Source organism: Pseudomonas sp. GL_117 (assembly GCF_057835125.1).
The window spans coordinates 2,252,460-2,270,599 of sequence record NZ_CM174418.1 but is presented as its reverse complement, the minus strand read 5'-3'; the positions used below and the strand labels follow the sequence as shown (position 1 = coordinate 2,270,599).

The window sequence follows — 18,140 nt, the reverse complement described above, 5'->3', positions numbered from 1 at the left end:
CCGATGACCGAGCAAAGCGCCCCAGCCCTCAAGGAAATCTTCAACGTCGAGCGCCTGCAACACATCGCCAGCGAAATGACGGCGGTGTACCCGGCATTCGACGCCAAGGGTTTCCTCACGCACGCCACGGCCGGGCTGGCCGAGTTGTCGGTGTTGCAACGCATGGCGCGGGTCAGCGAAAGCCTGCATGCGGTAATCCCACTGGCGTACCCGCAAACCCTTGAACTGCTCTACGCCCTGGCACCGCGCCTGAACAGCAGTTTCGTCAGCCTGTTCCTGCCGCACTTCGTGGCAAGCTACGGGCAGGATGACTTCAAGCGCTCCATGGCCGCACTCAAGTATTTCACTACCTTTGGCTCCTCCGAATTCGGCATCCGCCACTTCCTGCTGCGCGACTTCCCGCGCACCCTCGCAGTGATGCAAACCTGGTCGCAGGACACCAACGAGCACGTACGCCGCCTCGCCAGCGAAGGCTCGCGCCCGCGCCTGCCCTGGTCGTTCCGCCTGGCCGAAGTCCAGGCCAACCCTGAATGCTGTGCGTCGATCCTCGACAACCTCAAGGCCGACCCCAGCCTGTACGTGCGCAAATCGGTGGCCAACCACCTCAACGACATCACCAAAGACCACCCCGACTGGGTACTCACGCTGATCGAAGGCTGGTCGCTGGACAACCCCCACACCGCCTGGATCGCCCGCCACGCCCTGCGCAGCCTGATCAAACAAGGCAACACCCGTGCGCTGACGCTCATGGGCGCCGGGGCGAAAGCCGAGGTAAAACTGCACCAACTGAGCGTGACCCCCGCGGTGATCAACCTGGGTGAGCGGATCAACCTGTCGTTCAGCCTGGAATCCACCGCCGACACCGCGCAGAAGCTGGTGGTGGACTACGCCATCGACTACGTGAAAAGCGCGGGGCACAGCGCAAAAAAAGTGTTCAAGCTCAAGGCGTTCACCTTGGGCGCGGGTGAACAGCACAACATTCGGCGCGAGCAACATATCCGTGAGCTGACCACTCGCAAGCACTATCCCGGACGGCATGTCGTGCACGTGTTGGTGAATGGGGAAAGGCTCGGCAGTGCCGAATTTGAATTACGTGCCTGAACAAGTTGCTTAGAGAAATGCCTCTGAAACAGGCGTTCCAGACAGCACCAGCGACGAACGTCCAGACAAGGCGCAGAAAACGTTCAAGTTTGTATCATCAGTAATGGCATTTAGCCTTTAATCTGAGGCATTATCCCAACCATATATAAGGTTATTGGAAGGGAGTTCTGTAATGGCCTGGTCGCTGGCACTCAATTTGGATGAGCAGGTCTACCCGCTTAGGATCGTGCAGCGCGTGGTCTATAGCCTCGCCAAGGATTTCTCCTTTTTGGTGCGCCATGAGCATACGCAATGGGTGCTTGAAGTCACGCCGAATGATTCATCCAATCTGCTGGGCTACGCTGCTGAAACGGCCAGAGCCATGATCCTTCGCCATCTGAATGATTTCGCACTCCGCGACCAGATTGCACTGGAAACCCGCGGTTTAAGGGAGCTTCTCGCCAGTGTCGCCTTGAAAGAGTGCGGCTACTGATATGTCTGTCGCCCTGATTGCCAAGCAAACCGATTACCGATTGCTCCCGTTTCGTTTTATGCGAATGCCTGAAGTCGGCGACTCACAAGTACTGATCACGGCAGACACGGGAGAGCACCTGTTTGTGAAAGACAGTGACCTGCCTGGGATCGTACATAAACGTCTCGATCGTCAGTCAGCCTTGTATAAAGACCTACTCGCACGTCATTTCATTTACGAGCCGGAAATACACACGCCCTTTCCAGAAATGGCCGCGCAGATTCGCAGCCGCAAGAACTTCCTCTTCGGAGGCCCGGCACTGCATTTGTTTGTGGTCACTTTGCGATGCAATCACACCTGCCAGTACTGCCAAGTATCCCGCGCCCCGCTAGGCGACCATGCACATGACATGTCTGCCGAAGATGCCATGCACGCAGTCGACCGATTATTCGAGTCTCCCTCGCCGGTGCTCACCGTAGAGTTTCAGGGCGGCGAGCCCCTTCTGGCATTTGACCGGGTCAAACAGATCATCGAGGCCGTGAGTGCTCGCAATGAAACCGAACACCGCAGTATTCAGTTCATTATCAGCAGCACGTTGCATCACCTCACAGACCCGATCCTGGCGTTTGCCAAACAGTACGCCGTGCAATTTTCAACGTCCCTGGACGGCCCGGCTTTTTTGCACAACGCCAACCGCCCCACCCCGGAAAAAAATGCCTATGAGCGCACACTTGAGGGTATCCATCGCATACGCGATGTCCTAGGCCATGACGCCGTGTCAGCACTCACCACACTGACCTCAAGAAGTCTGGAGCACCCGAAGGCAATCATCGACGAATACGTCAAGCAAGGGTTCAAGAGCATCTCCCTCAGGCCGCTGAGCCCCTACGGCTTTGCCAAGAAGTCCAGCGAGCGCTTGGACTATTCGATTGACCAATACTTGAGTTTTTATACCGAGGCGCTGAGTTACCTGATTCAACTCAACAGCGAAGGAACCTACTTGAGCGAGGGCTATGCCTCGTTATTGCTCGGCAACATGCTCACGCCGTTCTCAAGTGGCTATGTCGATTTGCGCTCACCATTGGGCGCCGCGGTGGGAGCATTGGTCTACAACTACGACGGTGACGTATACCCCTCTGATGAGGCACGTATGCTGCTAGAGATGGGCGAAAGCGGATTGAAGCTGGGTACTGTCCGCCAGCCGTTGAGTGAACTGTTGCACTCGCCGGTTGTGAGGCAACTCTTGGACGCCGGAATAGCGGAGGCATTGCCGGGCTGTTCCGATTGCGCATTGGTGCCTTATTGCGGCGCAGACCCTATCGAACACTTCGCCCGCCAGGGGGACCCGATAGGGCATCGATCCTTCAGTACGTTCTGTCAAAAAAATACGGCACTGCTTACCCACCTGTTCGGGTTATTACGCAATGGGGATCACTCGACCCAACGAGTACTGATGTCGTGGCTGGCACGCCGCTCATTCAATGATCTAGCGCAGCCAGGATACGGAGGCTGAGATGCTCAGACTGGATACGCAATTTGAGATTCAACACCTCGACAGGGCACGCCTGCTCAAAGTCATCAGCGTTAACGAGTTGATCGAAAAAGGCACAAACGGCTGCGCCGGCGAAGCCAGCTTCAACGACCTGCTGCTATGGCTGACACTCGAAGAAGTGCTTGAGCAACCCACACTGCTGACACTGCCAGTCGCTGGCATCTTGCTCGTCGACGGCGCGCTTGCGACCGATTACCCAGGAATCATCCTCACGGCCCCCAAAGACAACCGAGTGGTTCAACCAGGGGATGTGATTGCGCTGTCACCGGCTTCGAATGTCGTCAGGGTGCTTTATAGACGCAACGCCAACAGCAACCTGCTGTTCATCACCGACAGATGCAACAGCCTGTGCCTGATGTGCTCGCAACCCCCCAAGGACATCGACGACTACTGGCATGTCGAAGAAAACCTGCGGCTGATTGATCTGATGGATAAAGGCGATGAACAAATAGGTATCAGCGGCGGCGAACCGACGTTGTACGCCGACGGCCTCCTGGCACTGATCAAAAAAGCCAGTGAGGTCTTGCCGGAGAAATCGCTGCACATTTTAAGTAACGGACGCCTGTTGGCGCAGGCAGGCTGGCTGGCCTGTCTCAACGAAATCCAACACCCACGCCTCACGTGGGGTATCCCGCTGTATGCCGACAATGCGGCAGACCACGATCATGTCGTGCAAGCGCCCGGGGCGTTCAGCGAGACCATGAAGGGGCTGTACAACCTTGCTCGTGCCGGTCAAAACATCGAAATCAGGATTGTACTCAGTCATTTGACGACATCACGGCTACCTGAGCTGGCGCATTTCATTTTCCGCAACCTGCCGTTCGTGCAGCACATCGCAATGATGGGAATCGAGAATACGGGGCTTGCAAAGAAGAATTACGACGTCTTATGGATCGACCCGTTGGACTATCAAGACACACTCGCCAGCGCCTGCCATTTCCTCGATATCCGGGGGCTGAGTGTGTCGGTCTATAACTTGCCGTTGTGTGTACTTGATCCATCGCTGAAACGGTTCTACCGGCAAAGCATTTCCGATTGGAAGAATCTGTTTATCGACACCTGCCAATCCTGCACAGCCAAACACTACTGTGCCGGTTTCTTCAAATCTCACTCCCTTCGCTGGCAGAGCCGAGGCATTCGCCCGCTCAATCTGAACGAAGGCATCAACTACGCAAGGAGCGCTTCATGACACTGATGGACCGTTGGAAAATGCTGATCAGCCAAGGCGTCGCGCTGGTTCCCGTCGCATTGAGCCCCTTGGCTTATGCCAATCAAGTCGCATTGACCCAGCCTGAATGGACGACGACAGATAAATCCCCTGTCTTCAACAACACACTCAACGCCCCCGACGCCGTCAATATCTACGCGGCACATCGCTCCCACAGCTCCCACAGGTCACATAGTTCCCACAGCTCGCACTACAGTGGCTCGGGTGGTTACAGCGCCCCACGCAGCTACACGCCACCGGCTTCCGCCTACAGCGCCCCCTCTACGACAACCAATCGTTTCAGCGGATCAAGCGGCCGTGCTGCGTCTACAGCACCTTCAGCAGCGCCAGCCAGAACATCTGCTACACCTGATCGAAACCAGTTGGTCATGCGCGTGCAGACGGCATTGATGGTCAAGCGGTATTACAGCGGCAGCATCGATGGTGTTTTAGGCAATAGTACCCGCGGAGCTTTGATGGCTTTCCAGGCGGACTCGAACTTGCAGAATCATGGCCGAATGGACACGCCGACGCTGAATGCACTGGGGATTGCGATTCCCTAGTCGATTTCGAAATACCAGACGTAGGAATGCTCAAAAGAAGGCTCTAGAACGGGCCTTTCAACAACATTGATTGTCGAACGATCCTGGCCTTCCCCGTTGCGATCCATTATCATCCGGCGCCTTCTCGCTACCTGCCAGGTAGCTGTTTCAATGTGTCACCCGAGGCGCCCATGTACCGTTTTTTGTTTCACCGCCCTTTGATTGCCATCAGTCTGGGGCTTGTTACCCCAGCCGTTTTTGCCGCATTGCAACCCTTGGCCGAAGCCCCGCTGGCCAGCGACACCGAGCTGCATTGCCACTTCAATCGTGACGCCAGCACCGACTGCACCACCACTTACCAGTACACCATTCTCAAGCCCAGCGGCCGCGAGATGCTCTCGCGGATCGACTTCGATTACTCCGAAGGCGATACCTTCGAAGTACTCGGCGCGCAATCCACCCAGCCCGGTGCCAAGCCGGTCGCCCTGGCGGACACGCAGATCGATACGCGTACCGCGCCCAACCCGGACCAGGGTTTCAGTCGCGACAAGCAGACCTCCCTGGCCTTCCCCAACCTGCGCGTTGGCACTCGGATTCGCTACACCGTGCGCGAGCATCACCCCGCCAAGCCGCTGATGACGCAGTTTCATTACGCCCTCAAGTTCGGCCCCAGCGCAGCCCGGCGCGACCACTTCAAGGCACGCTTTACTGCCGAGCGGCCGATCCAGTGGCGCAGTGAAGGGTTCGACGGTTTCCAGGTGACGCCATCAGCCAACGGCAAGACCCTGGACGTGGTGCAAAAAGCCCCGACTTTTCTGAACTACATCAACGAATCCTCCAACGCTGCGCTGCTGCACATCCCGCGCATCGAGGTGGGCAGCGCCCTGGAACGTCAGGCGTATTTCGGCGATCTGGGCCAGCGCTACAACCAGATCCTCGGAGCCAACCTGCCGCCGCAAAGCGCCGCTGCCGTCGTCGCCGTGCGCAACCTGGCGCCGGCCGAGCAGGTTGCCCGGTTGATGCAGCACATCAACGATCACTATCGTTACCTCGGCGACTGGCGCGCCACGGAACGCGGTTATGTGCCGTTCAACCTGGCAGAAATCGAGCAGCATGGGTATGGCGACTGTAAAGACCTGGCGATCCTGTTGACCGCCCTGCTCAAGGCCAGCGGCATTCACGCCGAAACCGCCTGGGTCAGCCGCGGTGATCTGGCCGAGTCGTTGCTGATCCCCGGCACCCACGCGCCAAACCACGCCATCGTGCGCGCCCAGGTGGACGGCCAGGTCTGGTGGCTGGACCCGACCAACCCGGTGTTTGCCCCAGGCCAGACCATGCCTGACCTCCAGGACCGCTGGGTGCTGGTCAACGACGCCCAGGGCCAGGTGCGCGAGGAACATATCCCGTTGGAACGTGCCGAAACCACCCTGCGCCTGAATAAACAGGTGCACTACGACCAGCAGGGCAATGCCACGATTCAAGCAACCCTCGCCTTCAGTCGCCTGCCGCTGATGCAACTGAGTGTCGCCGACCGCCAGCAAGGCGCCACCGCCACCGACCAGAACATCTGCGCCAACTTCGGCCACGAGATCAGCGACTGCCGCGTCTCCCGCGCAGCCACAGGTTTTGTCGTACACGACGGGTATAGCATCACGGCCAACATGAGCGACCAGCGTGCCCTGGAAAAACTGGGGAACGACTACGTCTACTCCGATGAGTCGCTCAAAGGCCGCTGGGATACCTTCATCGACTACCGCCGCCAGGGGCAGCAAGCCGACCTGGACCAGGGCAATCCGCAAACGAATGACTACACCATTACCCTGAGCGGCGGGCAGATGGAAAAGACCATTCCCGGCTGCCAGGTACGCTCGCCGTGGTACGACCTGGACCTGGAAGGCAAGCGCGAGGATGGCGTCTTGCGCTATCACTATCGCCTGAGCCAGAAAATGCGCTGGCTGACCCACGATGAAATTGTCAGCGCGGCGTTTGGGAAGATGGTCGACGATGCACGGGCCTGTGCGGAGCAGGTGCATCAGGTGGTGAAACTCTAAACCGTCCTGACACACCAAAATCAAACTGTGGGAGATTCTATGGTTGAGGGGCAGCATATCCGCCAACAGTGCCGCCTTCGCAGCCTCGCTAAAGCTCGACACAGGGGATTGGCAGTGCCTGGGCGATCTCCAGCCGAGCGCTGACAGCCCAGCAACACCGATCACCTGTGGGAGCGGGCTTGCCCGCGAAAGCCGAGTGTCAGTCAGTAGATGTGTGACTGATTCACCGCATTCGCAAGCAAACCCGCCCCCACAGGTTTAATCCGGTTTCAGTCAGTTGGTTTCGCCGAGCAGCAACCCTTGCTCCCGCGCACACAACCCCACCACGTAATCCCACAACACCCGCAGACGCACCGACTTGTGCAGCTCCCGGCGCGAACTGATCCAGTAGCTGCGCTGGATGTTCTCTGCCGGCAACAACGGCACCAGGTCCGGGTCGCCAGCCGCCATGAAACACGGCAACACGGCAATCCCCAGCCCCGAACGCGCCGCCTGGTGCTGGGCGATCACACTGGTGCTGTGAAACACCACCTTGGGGTTGCGGCAGAAGCTGCTGAGGAATTTCAGCTCCTGACTGAACAGCAAGTCGTCCACATAGTCGATCCACGCGTGCGCCGCGAGATCTTCACGCTTTTCAATCGGCGGACTGCGGTCCAGGTACGCGCGACTGGCGTAGAGGGCCAGGCGATAGTCGGTGAGTTTGCGCGTGACCAGCTGATCGACACTGGGGCGTTCCAGGTGGATGCTGATCTCCGCTTCACGGTTGAGGATGCTGACAAAGCGCGGCACGGCCACCAGCTCCACTTCCAATCCAGGGTAGCGATCAAACAACCCTCCCATGCGACTGGCGAGGAACATCACCCCCAGGCCTTCGGCGACGCCCAAGCGGATCTTGCCCAACGGCGCAGCGCTATGGGTGAGTTCGTCTTCGGCCAGCAGCGCGACGTTCTCCATGGCTTCGGCGTGCTTGAGCAGCGCTTCGCCGGCTGGCGTCAGCTCGTAGCCCTGGGCGTGTTGCACGAACAACGCGGTGCCGAGGCTCTTCTCGATGGCCTCGATATGCCGGGCGACGGTGGCGTGGGTGGTTTTCAGGCGCTGTGCGGCGGTGATCAGGCGGCCGCTGCGTTGCAACTCGAGAAAATAGCGCAGGTCATTCCAGTCGAACATGACACCTCCATTGCATCAGCCTGGGCGGTGCTGTTTAAAAACGCACAGCAGCTGGGTAAAAACTAACATTTTTAAGACGAAAACTAACAACTAGGATGGGGGCAATAAGAAAAACAAGCGAGCCCTTCAGATGCCCACTGCAACTGCTGAATTCGACTACATCGTCGTCGGCGCCGGCCCCGCTGGCTGCCTGCTGGCCAATCGTCTGTCCGCCAACCCCGCCCACCGCGTGCTGTTGCTCGAAGCCGGTGGCCGCGACAACTATCCCTGGATCCACATCCCCGTCGGCTACCTGTTCTGCATCGGCAACCCGCGTACCGACTGGTGTTTCAAGACCGAAGCCCAGGAAGGCCTGCAAGGCCGTGCATTGAGTTATCCACGGGGCAAGGTGTTGGGTGGCTGCTCGTCGATCAACGGCATGATCTACATGCGTGGCCAGGCCCAGGATTACGACGGTTGGGCGGCGGCAGGCAACCCGGGCTGGGCGTGGGACGAGGTGTTGCCGCTGTTCAAGAAAAGCGAAAACCATTTTGCCGGCAGCTCGCCATTTCACAGCGATGGCGGTGAATGGCGTGTCGAACAACAGCGCTTGCACTGGCCGATCCTCGATGCGTTCCGCGATGCAGCGGCGCAAAGCGGCATCGCCAACACCAACGATTTCAACACGGGTGACAACGAAGGTTGCGGCTACTTCCAGGTCAACCAGAAGGCCGGTGTGCGCTGGAATGCGGCCAAGGCGTTTCTCAAGCCGATCCGCCAGCGGCCCAATCTCACAGTGCTGACCGGCGTGGAAGTCGATCGCGTGCTCCTGGAAAACGGCCGCGCCTCGCAAGTGGTCGGCCGCCAGCTGGGCCAGTCGTTGAACTGGAAGGCGCGCAAGGAAATCGTGTTGTGCGCCGGCTCAGTCGGTTCGCCAGGCATTTTGCAGCGTTCGGGGATTGGCCCTTCCAACGTGCTCAAGCCGCTGGGCATCAACCTGCTGCATGAATTGCCCGGCGTCGGCGGCAACCTGCAGGATCACCTGCAACTGCGCCTGATCTACAAACTGGAAAACGCCCGCACCCTCAACCAGATCGCCGGTTCCGTGTGGGGCAAGCTGGGCATGGGCCTGCGCTACCTGTATGACCGCAGCGGCCCACTGTCGATGGCCCCCAGCCAACTCGGCGCGTTTGCCCGCTCGAGCCCGGAGCAGACCTCGGCCAACCTTGAATACCATGTGCAACCGCTGTCCCTGGAGCGCTTTGGCGAACCGTTGCACGGGTTCCCGGCGTTTACCGCCTCGGTCTGCGACCTGCGTCCGCAAAGCCGTGGCCGTGTGGACATCCGCTCGGCCAACCCGGCAGATGCGCCGCTGATCCGGCCCAATTACCTCAGCCATCCGCAAGACCTGCGGGTGGCTGCCGATGCGATCCGCCTGACCCGCCGCATCGTCGCCGCGCCGGCCCTGCGCCCGTTCAAGCCGGTGGAATACCTGCCCGGCGACGCGCTGCAAACCGAGGACGAACTGCACGAAGCCGCCGCGCGGATCGGCACCACCATCTTCCATCCGGTGGGCACCTGCCGCATGGGCAACGATCCGGATGCCGTGGTCGACGCCCAACTGCGCGTGCATGGCGTACCCGGCCTGCGCATCGCCGATGCCTCGATCATGCCGCGCATCACGTCCGGCAATACCTGTTCACCCACGCTGATGATCGCGGAAAAAGCCGCACAGCTGATCCTTTCGCCGAATACAAGGAGCCTTGCCCCGGAGAGAGAACTGGTCCATGCAATCTGAATAGCGGCGCCACACCTGGCGCCGACAGTGGAACAACAATAAATAATCACTGTGAGGGCTACCCGATGTCAGAACATGTTCAAACCCTGGGCTCGGCGGCAGACGCGAGCACCGGTAACGAATCCAAGAAGGTCATCTTCGCCTCGTCCCTGGGGACGGTGTTCGAGTGGTATGACTTTTTCCTTTACGGCGCCCTTGCGGCGGTGATCAGCAAGCAGTTCTTTGCCGGGGTCAACGACACCACGGCCTTCATCTTTGCCTTGATGGCCTTTGCGGCCGGCTTTGTGGTGCGGCCGTTCGGCGCACTGGTGTTCGGGCGCCTGGGCGACATGATCGGGCGCAAATACACGTTCCTGGTGACCATCATCTTGATGGGCGTGGCGACGTTCTGCGTGGGGTTGTTGCCGACCTATGCGAGCATCGGCATTGCGGCGCCGATCATCCTGATCGTGCTGCGCATGCTGCAAGGCCTGGCACTGGGCGGCGAATACGGCGGCGCGGCGACCTATGTGGCCGAGCATGCCCCAGCGGGCAAGCGCGGCTTTCATACCAGCTGGATTCAATCCACCGCGACCGTCGGCCTGTTGCTGTCGCTGCTGGTGGTACTGGCCTGCCGTTACTTCACCGGCGACCAGTTCGAAGTGTGGGGCTGGCGTATTCCGTTCCTGTTTTCCATCGTACTGCTGGGCATTTCCACCTGGATTCGCATGAGCCTGCACGAGTCGCCAGCGTTTCTGAAAATGAAAGAGGAAGGCAAGGCGAGCAAATCGCCGATCCGTGAGTCGTTCGGCAAGTGGGAAAACCTCAAGGTGGTGCTGATCGCGCTGTTCAGTATCAACGGCGGCCAGGCAGTGACCTTCTACGCGGCGCAGTTCTATGTGCTGTTCTTCCTCACCCAGTTCCTGAAAATGGACCCGGCCCTGGCCAACATGTTGTTGATCATCAGCGTGGTGATTGGCGCACCGTTCTTTATCTTCTTCGGCTGGCTGTCGGACAAGGTCGGGCGCAAGCCCGTGCTGATGCTCGGCCTGCTGCTGGCGACCGCGCTGTACTTCCCGATCTTCAAGAGCCTGGCGCACTACACCAACCCGGCCATGGACCAGGCCAGCCAACAGGCACCAATCACCGTGCTGGCCGACCCGGCCACCTGCACCTTCCAGTTCGACCCGGTGGGCAAGGCCAAATTCGACAGCCCATGCGACAAGGTCAAGACCTTCCTCGTCAAGCAGGGCCTGCCCTACAGCAGCGCCGCCGCCCCAGCCGGCAGCCCGGTGCAGGTCAGCATCGGCGAAGTGCGCATCGACGGTTTTGACGAAGCGGCCCTGCGTGGCGCGGTGACCCTGGCGGGCTACCCGAGTTCGGCGGACGTGGCCCAGGTCAACAAAACCATGGTGGTGGTGCTGATCGTCGCGCTGATCCTGATCGCGGCCATGTGCTACGGCCCGCTGGCGGCGTTGATGGTGGAACTGTTCCCGACGCGCATCCGCTACACCTCGATGTCCCTGCCCTACCACATCGGCAACGGTTGGTTTGGCGGGTTCCTGCCGACCGTGTCGTTTGCGTTGGTGGTGTACACCGGGGATATTTTCTACGGCCTGTGGTATCCGGTGGTGGTGACCGGGGTGAGCCTGGTGGTGGGGATGATCTGCCTCAAGGAAACCCGGCACGTGGACATCGACAATAACTGAGGGCCCCCTGAACACGGGAGATTCCCCGTGGGAGCGGGCTTGTGTGGGAGCGGGCTTGCCCGCGAAAGCAGTGGATCAGTCAACCATGTATTGGCTGACACGCCGCCTTCGCGAGCAAGCCCGCTCTCACAATTGTTTTGCGGCGACCACACAAATTGCTGTACATCCATACAGATAATGGTTGATCAATGCCCGCTGACTGAGCATCCTGCACAGCATCAACCCGATCTGATGTGATGACCATGCGGCTGTACCTCTGTGAAAAACCCTCCCAGGCCAAGGACATCGCGGCCGTGCTCGGCGCCAGTCGTCGCGGCGACGGTTGCTGGCTGGGCAATGGGGTCACGGTCACCTGGTGCATCGGCCACCTGCTGGAAACCGCCCCACCCGATGCCTACGACGAAAAGTACAAGCGCTGGGTGCTGGCCGATCTGCCGATCGTTCCGGAAAAATGGAAGATGCGGGTCAAGCCCAAGACCGCCAGCCAGTTCAAGGCGGTCAAGCGCCTGCTGGGGGAAGCCCAGGAACTGGTGATCGCCACCGACGCCGACCGTGAAGGCGAGATGATCGCCCGCGAACTGGTGGAGCACTGCCGCTATCGCGGGCCGATCCAGCGCCTGTGGCTGTCGGCGTTGGATGACGCATCCATCCGCAAGGCCCTCGCCGCACTCAAGCCCGGTGCCGAGACCTTCAGCCTCTATCACTCGGCCCTTGGCCGTTCCCGCGCCGACTGGCTGATCGGCATGAACATGAGTCGCTTGTTTACCCTGCTCGGGCGTCAGTCCGGCTATCAAGGCGTATTGCCCGTGGGCCGCGTGCAGACTCCGACCTTGCGCCTGGTGGTGGACCGCGACCGCAGCATCGCCGACTTCGTGCCGGTGGCGTACTGGGCCATCGATGTCGACCTGCGACACGCGCACATGACCTTCACCGCCCAATGGCGCGCCGCCGAAGATGCCTGTGATGACCAGGGCCGCTGCCTCAACCTGCCATTGGCGCAGGAGGCCGCCGCTGGCATGCGCAACGCCGCCAGCGCACGACTGGTCAAGTTGCGCACCGAGCGCATGCGCGACGTGGCGCCCCTGCCCTTCGATCTGGGTACCCTGCAGGAAATCTGTTCGAAAAAACTCGGCCTCGGCGCCCAGGAAACCCTGGACATCGCCCAGTCGCTGTACGAAACCCACAAGGTCATCACCTACCCCCGTAGCGACTGCGGCTACCTGCCGCTGAGCCAGCACGGCGATGCACCGAAAATTCTCGCGGCGCTGGGCCGTGCAGATGCGGCAGTGAATGAACTGATGCCCCATCTCGACCCGCAACGCCGCTCCCGAGCGTGGAACGACGCCAAGGTCAGCGCCCACCACGGCATCATTCCCACCGGCGCGGGCAAGGATGTCGGGCAACTCACCGGCAAGCACCGCGCGGTGTACACCTTGATTCGCGCACGTTACCTGGCGCAGTTCCTGCCCATCCATGAATACGATCGCACCCAGGCCGACTTCGACTGTGCAGGGCAAGCGTTGCGGGCGGTGGGCAAGGTTGTGATCGAACCGGGCTGGAAGCGCGCCCTGCCGGAAGCCCTGGCGCCGGCAAAGGGACGTGACGTTGCGACGCCCCAAGCCTTGCCGCCATTGGTTCAGGGCCAGGATTACGCGGTGGACAAGGTCAACCTCAAGGACCTGTGGACCCAGCCCCCCAAACCCTTTACCGAAGGCGACCTGATCAAGGCGATGAAAAACGTCGCCAAGCTGGTGCAAGACCCGCTCCTCAAGCAAAAGCTCAAGGACACCACCGGCATCGGCACCGAAGCGACCCGTGCCGGGATTATCCAGGGCTTGCTGGACCGTGGTTACCTGGTGAAAAACGGCAAGGCCCTCTCGGCCACCCCGGCGGCATTCAGCCTGATCGACGCCGTGCCCCGCGCCATCGCCGACCCCGGCACCACCGCGATCTGGGAGCAGGCCCTGGACATGGTGCAAAGCGGCGAGATGAGCCTGGAAGAATTCGTCGCCAAACAAGCGGCCTGGATGAGCAAGCAGGTGGCACGTTGCAACGGCCTGCGCATGACCATCAGCGGCCCGGCGAGCCCGGCAGGCCGAGGGGCTGCCCCCTGGAAAAAGAAGCGAAAGAGCGCTCCACGCAAGACCGCGGCGGGCCCCAAGCGCGGCAAAAAACCGACAAATGCCGGGTAAAACGGGAAAAAAACCGGTGAATGACGTTTTTCGACGGGTTTAACGCCGCTTTGGACCTTGCTCCAGCGTGAGCCGTCTAGGATTCTGTAGGGGACCCGCTGACTTCCAAACAACAACACCGGAGTGGCCGCCATGAAAACCGTTGCACAAGTGCTCAAAGCCAAGGACCAGAAAAACCAGGAAGTCCATGTCATCAAACACGACCACACCGTGTTTGAAGCGCTGGTCCGCATGTCGGAGAAAAACGTCGGGGCCTTGCCGGTCGTCAAGGATGGCGTAGTGGTAGGCATCATCAGCGAACGGGACTACGCGCGCAAAATCATGCTCAAGGGCCTGTCGTCGGTCACCACGAAGGTCCACGAGGTGATGAGCTCGCCGGTGATCACCGTCGACACCCATAAAAAGGTCGATGAGTGCATGAATATCATGACCGACAGTCACCTGCGCCACCTGCCCGTGGTCGAAGACGGCAAACTGCTTGGGCTGCTGTCCATCGGCGACCTGGTGAAAGAAGCCATTGCCGACCAGGCTGATCTGATCAAGCAGCTGGAGCAATACATCCGCGGCGAATAGGCGACCCCATGCTCGATAGCCTTGCACATCAGGAAGACCACCTCGAGACCCTGCACCGGGCCATGGCGCAACGGCGCTTTCTGGTACTGACCGGTGCAGGGATCAGCACGTCTTCGGGAATTCCCGATTATCGCGACAGCGAGGGTGTGCGCCGAGGCAGGGCGCCGATGATGTACCAGGAGTTCCTCGCCACCACGCAAGCCCGCCGCCGTTATTGGGCACGGGCGATGCTGGGTTGGCCGAAGGTGCGAATCGCCCAGCCGAACGCGGCCCATCGGGCGCTGGCAACTCTGCAACAACGCCAGCGCATCAGCGGGTTGGTCACACAAAACGTCGACACCCTGCATGACCAGGCCGGTAGTCATGACGTGATCGAACTGCACGGCAGCCTGCACCGCGTGTTATGCCTGGACTGCCAACAGCGCAGCGAGCGCGACGTGATCCAGCAATTGATGGAGACCGAGAACCCCTACCTGGCCGGCGTCGACGCTGTGCAAGCCCCCGATGGTGACACGCTGCTTGATCCGGCGTTCGAGGAGCGCTTCCAGGTACCCCGCTGCCCCCATTGCACCGGTCAACGCTTGAAACCGGATGTGGTGTTCTTCGGCGAGAACGTCGCCCAAACCACGGCCGCCAAGGCAATGGCGGCCGTGGCGGATGCCGAGGGGTTGCTGGTGGTGGGCTCATCGCTGATGGCGTACTCGGCGTTTCGTCTGTGCAAGGCGATGGTGGAGCAAGGCAAGCCGGTGATAGCGATCAACCTGGGCAAGACGCGTGGGGATGAGTTGTTGCAGGTAAAGATCGAGGCATCGTGCGAGCGGTTGTTGCCGTTGCTTGTTGAGCGCTTGAGATAGCAACACTACCACTCGTTTCAACTATGGAGCTGGCTTGCCTGGGATAGCGGTATTTCAGTTACAGATGTATCAACTGGCTGATCGGTTTCGCGGGCAAGCCCGCTCCCACAGGTGATTGGTGTTGATGGATAGTGAGTGCTCGGCTGGAGCTGTCGAGCTTTAGCGAGGCTGCGAAGGCGGCGACACTGTTGGTAGAGGTGTTGCGCCGCAACCCTAGAATCTCCCACAGGGGGTTTGTGTCGAGTGGACCATCCTGGATCCAAGACCACCCACACCAAAAAATGACGCCCAAGTCACATTTCCACGCATCTCCCCGTGTCCACGACGATTTATGTAGTGATCAAAAATAATCACTACATAACCGTTGACGTAACCTTTTTGTCCTTGCATTATCGAGACGTCTCCCGGATCGGGAGCGTTGGCAACAGGTGTTTTGAAAGAGCTCGTCTGACCGCCGAGCTGTTTTTTCCGGATGTGCACTGCCCACAAGGCAGATTGATGAAGCTGACCGGCCCGCAAGGATCGGTACAAGGAGCTCAAACGCTGCTTGTCTTCGTTATGAAACCATTGCGTAGCAGTTCATCAGCAAAACTACATGCATCAGGTTCAAGACCCTGCCCGTATTCGGCAGACAGACGCTGACGCCCGGTTTTCGGAACCGGAGACAACTAACGACGTATCAATTGATAGATCGCCAACTGGTCAAGGGGCTTACACATGAATCTGAACAACCAACCAACTATCGATGAATTGGCTGAGATGTTCGCAGCGCAGAAAGACACTCTCGACGACCATGTCCTGTGGATTGGCAAGTCGGGCGAAGTGCAACTTGACTGCCTGGCGCCCAATACCCAAGAAGCCGAGTTTGACCGTAATAACCGTGAGTTGGCAGCGCGCTTGAAGGTGTACCGCCGCGGCCAGGGTTATGTCGGCAAGAAGGCTGCGGCTGATCGCAACTTTATCGAGCAAGTATTCGACACACTTAATAATGCTTGGGCAGCCGTCAAGGACAGCTCGCAAGTTAAAGTGATTGATCGCTACTACTAGAAAGTAACTCGCGCACTACTGTGGGAGCTGGTTTGCCTGCGATAACGGTTTAAACTTCAACACTGTTGTTGAATGTTAAATAGCTGTCGCAGGCAAGCCAGCTCCCACACTTGTTTGCGGTGTATTCAGAAAGTCGGAAACCGCCCCTTCGCCGCTTCATCGCGAAAAATATCAAACAGCACTTGCGCCGCCGCCGACAGTTCATGCCCCGGCTTGGTCAGCACACCAATCGGCCGTTCAATCACCGGATCGTTCAAGGTGATGCAATGGGCGCCCGCCTCCTCCATTTGCCGCGCACACAATGCAGGCACGGCGCTGACGCCCAAACCGCTCGCCACCATCTTGCCCACCGTCGCCAATTGATGGCTTTCCAGTGCTACCGGCAACTTCATCTGCAAGTCGCCCAGATGTTCTTCCAGCATTACCCGAACCGTTGATGGCCGCTGCAATGTGATGAACGGCTGATCCAGCAAGGTTTTCCAGTCAATTTCGCTGCGCTTGGCCAACGGCGAATCGCCCGGCACCACCGCAATGAAGCGATCCAGATACAGCGGGGTAAACGCCAGTGACGAGCCTTCAGCGGGCTCGAACGCCACACCCAGTTCCACCTGGCGTTCGCGCACCATCTCCAGGACCTGTTCGTTGATCAAGTCATGCACCGTCACATTCACCTGAGGGTAACGCGCGCGGAATATCTTCAGGATCGGCGGCAGCAGGTTGCCGGCGAACGAAGGCATCGCGGCGACTGTCACGCGCCCGCGCTGCAGGGTAAAGCGCTGGCGCAGTTCGTCTTCGGCGTTGTCCCAGTCGGCAATCAACCGGCGAGCCAGGGGCAATAGGGATTCACCTTCAGGGGTCAGCGCGACGTTGCGGGTATTGCGGCTGAACAAGCGCCCACCCAGCCCTTCTTCGAGGCCCTTGATGGTCAGGCTCAGCGCCGATTGGGAAAGGTGCAGGCGCTCGCAGGCGGCGGCAAAACTCAGGCTCTGGGCCACGGCGAGAAAGGCCCGCATCTGTTTAACGGTCATGGGAAGCTCCAAGCTGCAAGTTGAAAGCTGCAAGTGAACGCCGCGTGTTACCGCTTGTAGCTTACGGCTTGAAGCTGATTATGCTGTTTTTCAAACCAATCAACCTTAAAAAACAACTTAACAAATCAATCCAGCAGCGCAACACTCGGTTCATTGGCTGGCCCACAAACAATAAAAGAGGTGCATATGGCAGGTTTCGATAAACGCGTGGCGTCCTATGAAGAAGCGCTGGCAGGCTTGGAAGACGGCATGACCGTACTTGCCGGTGGTTTTGGCCTGTGTGGCATTCCGGAAAACCTCATCGCCGAAATCAAGCGCAAAGGCACCCGCGACCTGACTGTGGTTTCCAACAACTGCGGCGTCGACGGTTTTGGCCTGGGCGTACTGCTGGAACAAAAACAGATCCGCAAAGTGATCGCATCCTACGTCGGTGAAAACGCCCTGTTCGAAAAGCAGCTGCTCAGCGGCGAAATCGAAGTAGTGCTGACTCCCCAAGGCACCCTGGCGGAAAAAATGCGCGCAGGCGGCGCCGGCATCCCGGCCTTCTTCACCGCCACTGGCGTGGGCACTCCAGTTGCCGAAGGCAAGGAAACCCGCGAATTCAACGGCCGCTCGTACCTGATGGAAGAGTCCATCACCGGCGACTTCGCCATCGTCAAGGGCTGGAAAGCCGACCACTTCGGCAACGTCATCTATCGCCACACCGCCCAGAATTTCAACCCGCTGGCCGCCACCGCCGGCAAGATCACCGTGGTCGAAGTCGAAGAAATCGTCGAACCGGGCGAGCTGGACCCGGCGCAGATCCACACCCCTGGCATCTACGTCGACCGGATCATCTGCGGCACGTTCGAGAAGCGCATCGAACAGCGCACCGTACGCAAATAATCCGCCTCCAGCCCGAACAATAAGG

At 59.5% G+C, this 18,140-nt stretch carries 15 protein-coding genes; 13 read left to right on the top strand and 2 right to left on the bottom strand.

The features are described 5' to 3' along the window. The first annotated feature begins 3 nt into the window (after positions 1-3). The 6 genes from AC3ISR_RS10340 (at position 4) to AC3ISR_RS10315 (ending at position 6,904) form a co-directional block, all read left to right on the top strand. Complete coding sequence (locus AC3ISR_RS10340) at positions 4-1,101, top strand: DNA alkylation repair protein (protein ID WP_463985000.1); 1,098 nt, start codon at positions 4-6, stop codon at positions 1,099-1,101. Positions 1,102-1,273: 172 nt separating this feature from the next. Continuing rightward, on the top strand, positions 1,274-1,573 hold the full coding sequence (hxsD, locus tag AC3ISR_RS10335) for a His-Xaa-Ser system protein HxsD (RefSeq protein ID WP_463985001.1): 300 nt from the start codon (positions 1,274-1,276) through the stop codon (positions 1,571-1,573). 1 nt (position 1,574) lies between these two features. After that, positions 1,575-3,065: a His-Xaa-Ser system radical SAM maturase HxsB gene (hxsB, locus tag AC3ISR_RS10330; RefSeq protein ID WP_463985002.1), complete on the top strand. Its 1,491-nt coding sequence runs from the start codon at positions 1,575-1,577 to the stop codon at positions 3,063-3,065. A 1-nt stretch (position 3,066) separates the two neighbouring features. Continuing rightward, positions 3,067-4,293 (top strand): His-Xaa-Ser system radical SAM maturase HxsC, encoded by a 1,227-nt coding sequence (gene hxsC, locus AC3ISR_RS10325; protein ID WP_192300365.1) that lies wholly within the window; start codon positions 3,067-3,069, stop codon positions 4,291-4,293. After that, positions 4,290-4,874, top strand: coding sequence for a His-Xaa-Ser repeat protein HxsA (gene hxsA, locus AC3ISR_RS10320; RefSeq protein WP_192300364.1), 585 nt, complete (start codon positions 4,290-4,292; stop codon positions 4,872-4,874). Before hxsC ends, hxsA begins: the two co-directional genes overlap by 4 nt. Before the next feature lie 170 nt (positions 4,875-5,044). Continuing rightward, positions 5,045-6,904 (top strand): DUF3857 domain-containing transglutaminase family protein, encoded by a 1,860-nt coding sequence (locus AC3ISR_RS10315; RefSeq protein WP_192300363.1) that lies wholly within the window; start codon positions 5,045-5,047, stop codon positions 6,902-6,904. A 273-nt stretch (positions 6,905-7,177) separates the two neighbouring features. Here AC3ISR_RS10315 and AC3ISR_RS10310 read toward each other — a convergent pair whose 3' ends face one another. Further along, entirely contained in the window at positions 7,178-8,071 is an 894-nt protein-coding gene (locus AC3ISR_RS10310; protein WP_192300362.1) for a LysR family transcriptional regulator, read from the bottom strand. Positions 8,072-8,201: 130 nt separating this feature from the next. Here AC3ISR_RS10310 and AC3ISR_RS10305 point away from each other — a divergent pair, with 130 nt between their 5' ends. The 6 genes from AC3ISR_RS10305 to AC3ISR_RS10280 all read left to right on the top strand — a co-directional run bounded on the left by AC3ISR_RS10305 (position 8,202) and on the right by AC3ISR_RS10280 (position 16,202). Beyond that, a complete protein-coding gene (locus AC3ISR_RS10305; RefSeq protein WP_192300361.1) occupies positions 8,202-9,848 on the top strand; it encodes a GMC family oxidoreductase in 1,647 nt (548 codons plus the stop codon). A 65-nt stretch (positions 9,849-9,913) separates the two neighbouring features. After that, positions 9,914-11,536 (top strand): MFS transporter, encoded by a 1,623-nt coding sequence (locus AC3ISR_RS10300; RefSeq protein ID WP_192300360.1) that lies wholly within the window; start codon positions 9,914-9,916, stop codon positions 11,534-11,536. Between the two features lie 242 nt (positions 11,537-11,778). Next, entirely contained in the window at positions 11,779-13,728 is a 1,950-nt protein-coding gene (locus AC3ISR_RS10295) for a DNA topoisomerase III (RefSeq protein WP_192300426.1), read from the top strand. Positions 13,729-13,860: 132 nt separating this feature from the next. Continuing rightward, positions 13,861-14,301 carry a CBS domain-containing protein gene (locus AC3ISR_RS10290; RefSeq protein ID WP_024074507.1) on the top strand — a complete coding sequence of 147 codons (441 nt, stop codon included), beginning with the start codon at positions 13,861-13,863 and terminating at the stop codon, positions 14,299-14,301. 8 nt (positions 14,302-14,309) lie between these two features. Continuing rightward, on the top strand, positions 14,310-15,155 hold the full coding sequence (locus tag AC3ISR_RS10285; RefSeq protein WP_192300359.1) for an NAD-dependent protein deacetylase: 846 nt from the start codon (positions 14,310-14,312) through the stop codon (positions 15,153-15,155). Positions 15,156-15,872: 717 nt separating this feature from the next. After that, complete coding sequence (locus AC3ISR_RS10280; RefSeq protein ID WP_192300358.1) at positions 15,873-16,202, top strand: hypothetical protein; 330 nt, start codon at positions 15,873-15,875, stop codon at positions 16,200-16,202. 125 nt (positions 16,203-16,327) lie between these two features. Here the strand turns inward: AC3ISR_RS10280 and AC3ISR_RS10275 are convergent, their stop codons facing one another. Continuing rightward, complete coding sequence (locus tag AC3ISR_RS10275; RefSeq protein WP_192300357.1) at positions 16,328-17,230, bottom strand: LysR family transcriptional regulator; 903 nt, start codon at positions 17,228-17,230, stop codon at positions 16,328-16,330. A gap of 186 nt (positions 17,231-17,416) precedes the next feature. Here AC3ISR_RS10275 and AC3ISR_RS10270 point away from each other — a divergent pair, with 186 nt between their 5' ends. After that, complete coding sequence (locus AC3ISR_RS10270; protein ID WP_463985003.1) at positions 17,417-18,115, top strand: CoA transferase subunit A; 699 nt, start codon at positions 17,417-17,419, stop codon at positions 18,113-18,115. Positions 18,116-18,140 lie beyond the last annotated feature (25 nt).

Excerpts from the sequence above, each read along its gene's own strand:
- hxsB (WP_463985002.1), top strand. The coding sequence starts at position 1,575 with ATGTCTGTCGCCCTGATTGCCAAGCAAACCGATTACCGATTGCTCCCG.
- AC3ISR_RS10295 (WP_192300426.1), top strand. The coding sequence starts at position 11,779 with ATGCGGCTGTACCTCTGTGAAAAACCCTCCCAGGCCAAGGACATCGCG.
- hxsA (WP_192300364.1), top strand. The coding sequence starts at position 4,290 with ATGACACTGATGGACCGTTGGAAAATGCTGATCAGCCAAGGCGTCGCG.
- AC3ISR_RS10285 (WP_192300359.1), top strand. The coding sequence starts at position 14,310 with ATGCTCGATAGCCTTGCACATCAGGAAGACCACCTCGAGACCCTGCAC.
- AC3ISR_RS10315 (WP_192300363.1), top strand. The coding sequence starts at position 5,045 with ATGTACCGTTTTTTGTTTCACCGCCCTTTGATTGCCATCAGTCTGGGG.
- AC3ISR_RS10300 (WP_192300360.1), top strand. The coding sequence starts at position 9,914 with ATGTCAGAACATGTTCAAACCCTGGGCTCGGCGGCAGACGCGAGCACC.
- hxsD (WP_463985001.1), top strand. The coding sequence starts at position 1,274 with ATGGCCTGGTCGCTGGCACTCAATTTGGATGAGCAGGTCTACCCGCTT.
- hxsC (WP_192300365.1), top strand. The coding sequence starts at position 3,067 with ATGCTCAGACTGGATACGCAATTTGAGATTCAACACCTCGACAGGGCA.
- AC3ISR_RS10310 (WP_192300362.1), bottom strand. The coding sequence starts at position 8,071 with ATGTTCGACTGGAATGACCTGCGCTATTTTCTCGAGTTGCAACGCAGC.
- AC3ISR_RS10280 (WP_192300358.1), top strand. The coding sequence starts at position 15,873 with ATGAATCTGAACAACCAACCAACTATCGATGAATTGGCTGAGATGTTC.
- AC3ISR_RS10290 (WP_024074507.1), top strand. The coding sequence starts at position 13,861 with ATGAAAACCGTTGCACAAGTGCTCAAAGCCAAGGACCAGAAAAACCAG.
- AC3ISR_RS10340 (WP_463985000.1), top strand. The coding sequence starts at position 4 with ATGACCGAGCAAAGCGCCCCAGCCCTCAAGGAAATCTTCAACGTCGAG.
- AC3ISR_RS10270 (WP_463985003.1), top strand. The coding sequence starts at position 17,417 with ATGGCAGGTTTCGATAAACGCGTGGCGTCCTATGAAGAAGCGCTGGCA.
- AC3ISR_RS10275 (WP_192300357.1), bottom strand. The coding sequence starts at position 17,230 with ATGACCGTTAAACAGATGCGGGCCTTTCTCGCCGTGGCCCAGAGCCTG.
- AC3ISR_RS10305 (WP_192300361.1), top strand. The coding sequence starts at position 8,202 with ATGCCCACTGCAACTGCTGAATTCGACTACATCGTCGTCGGCGCCGGC.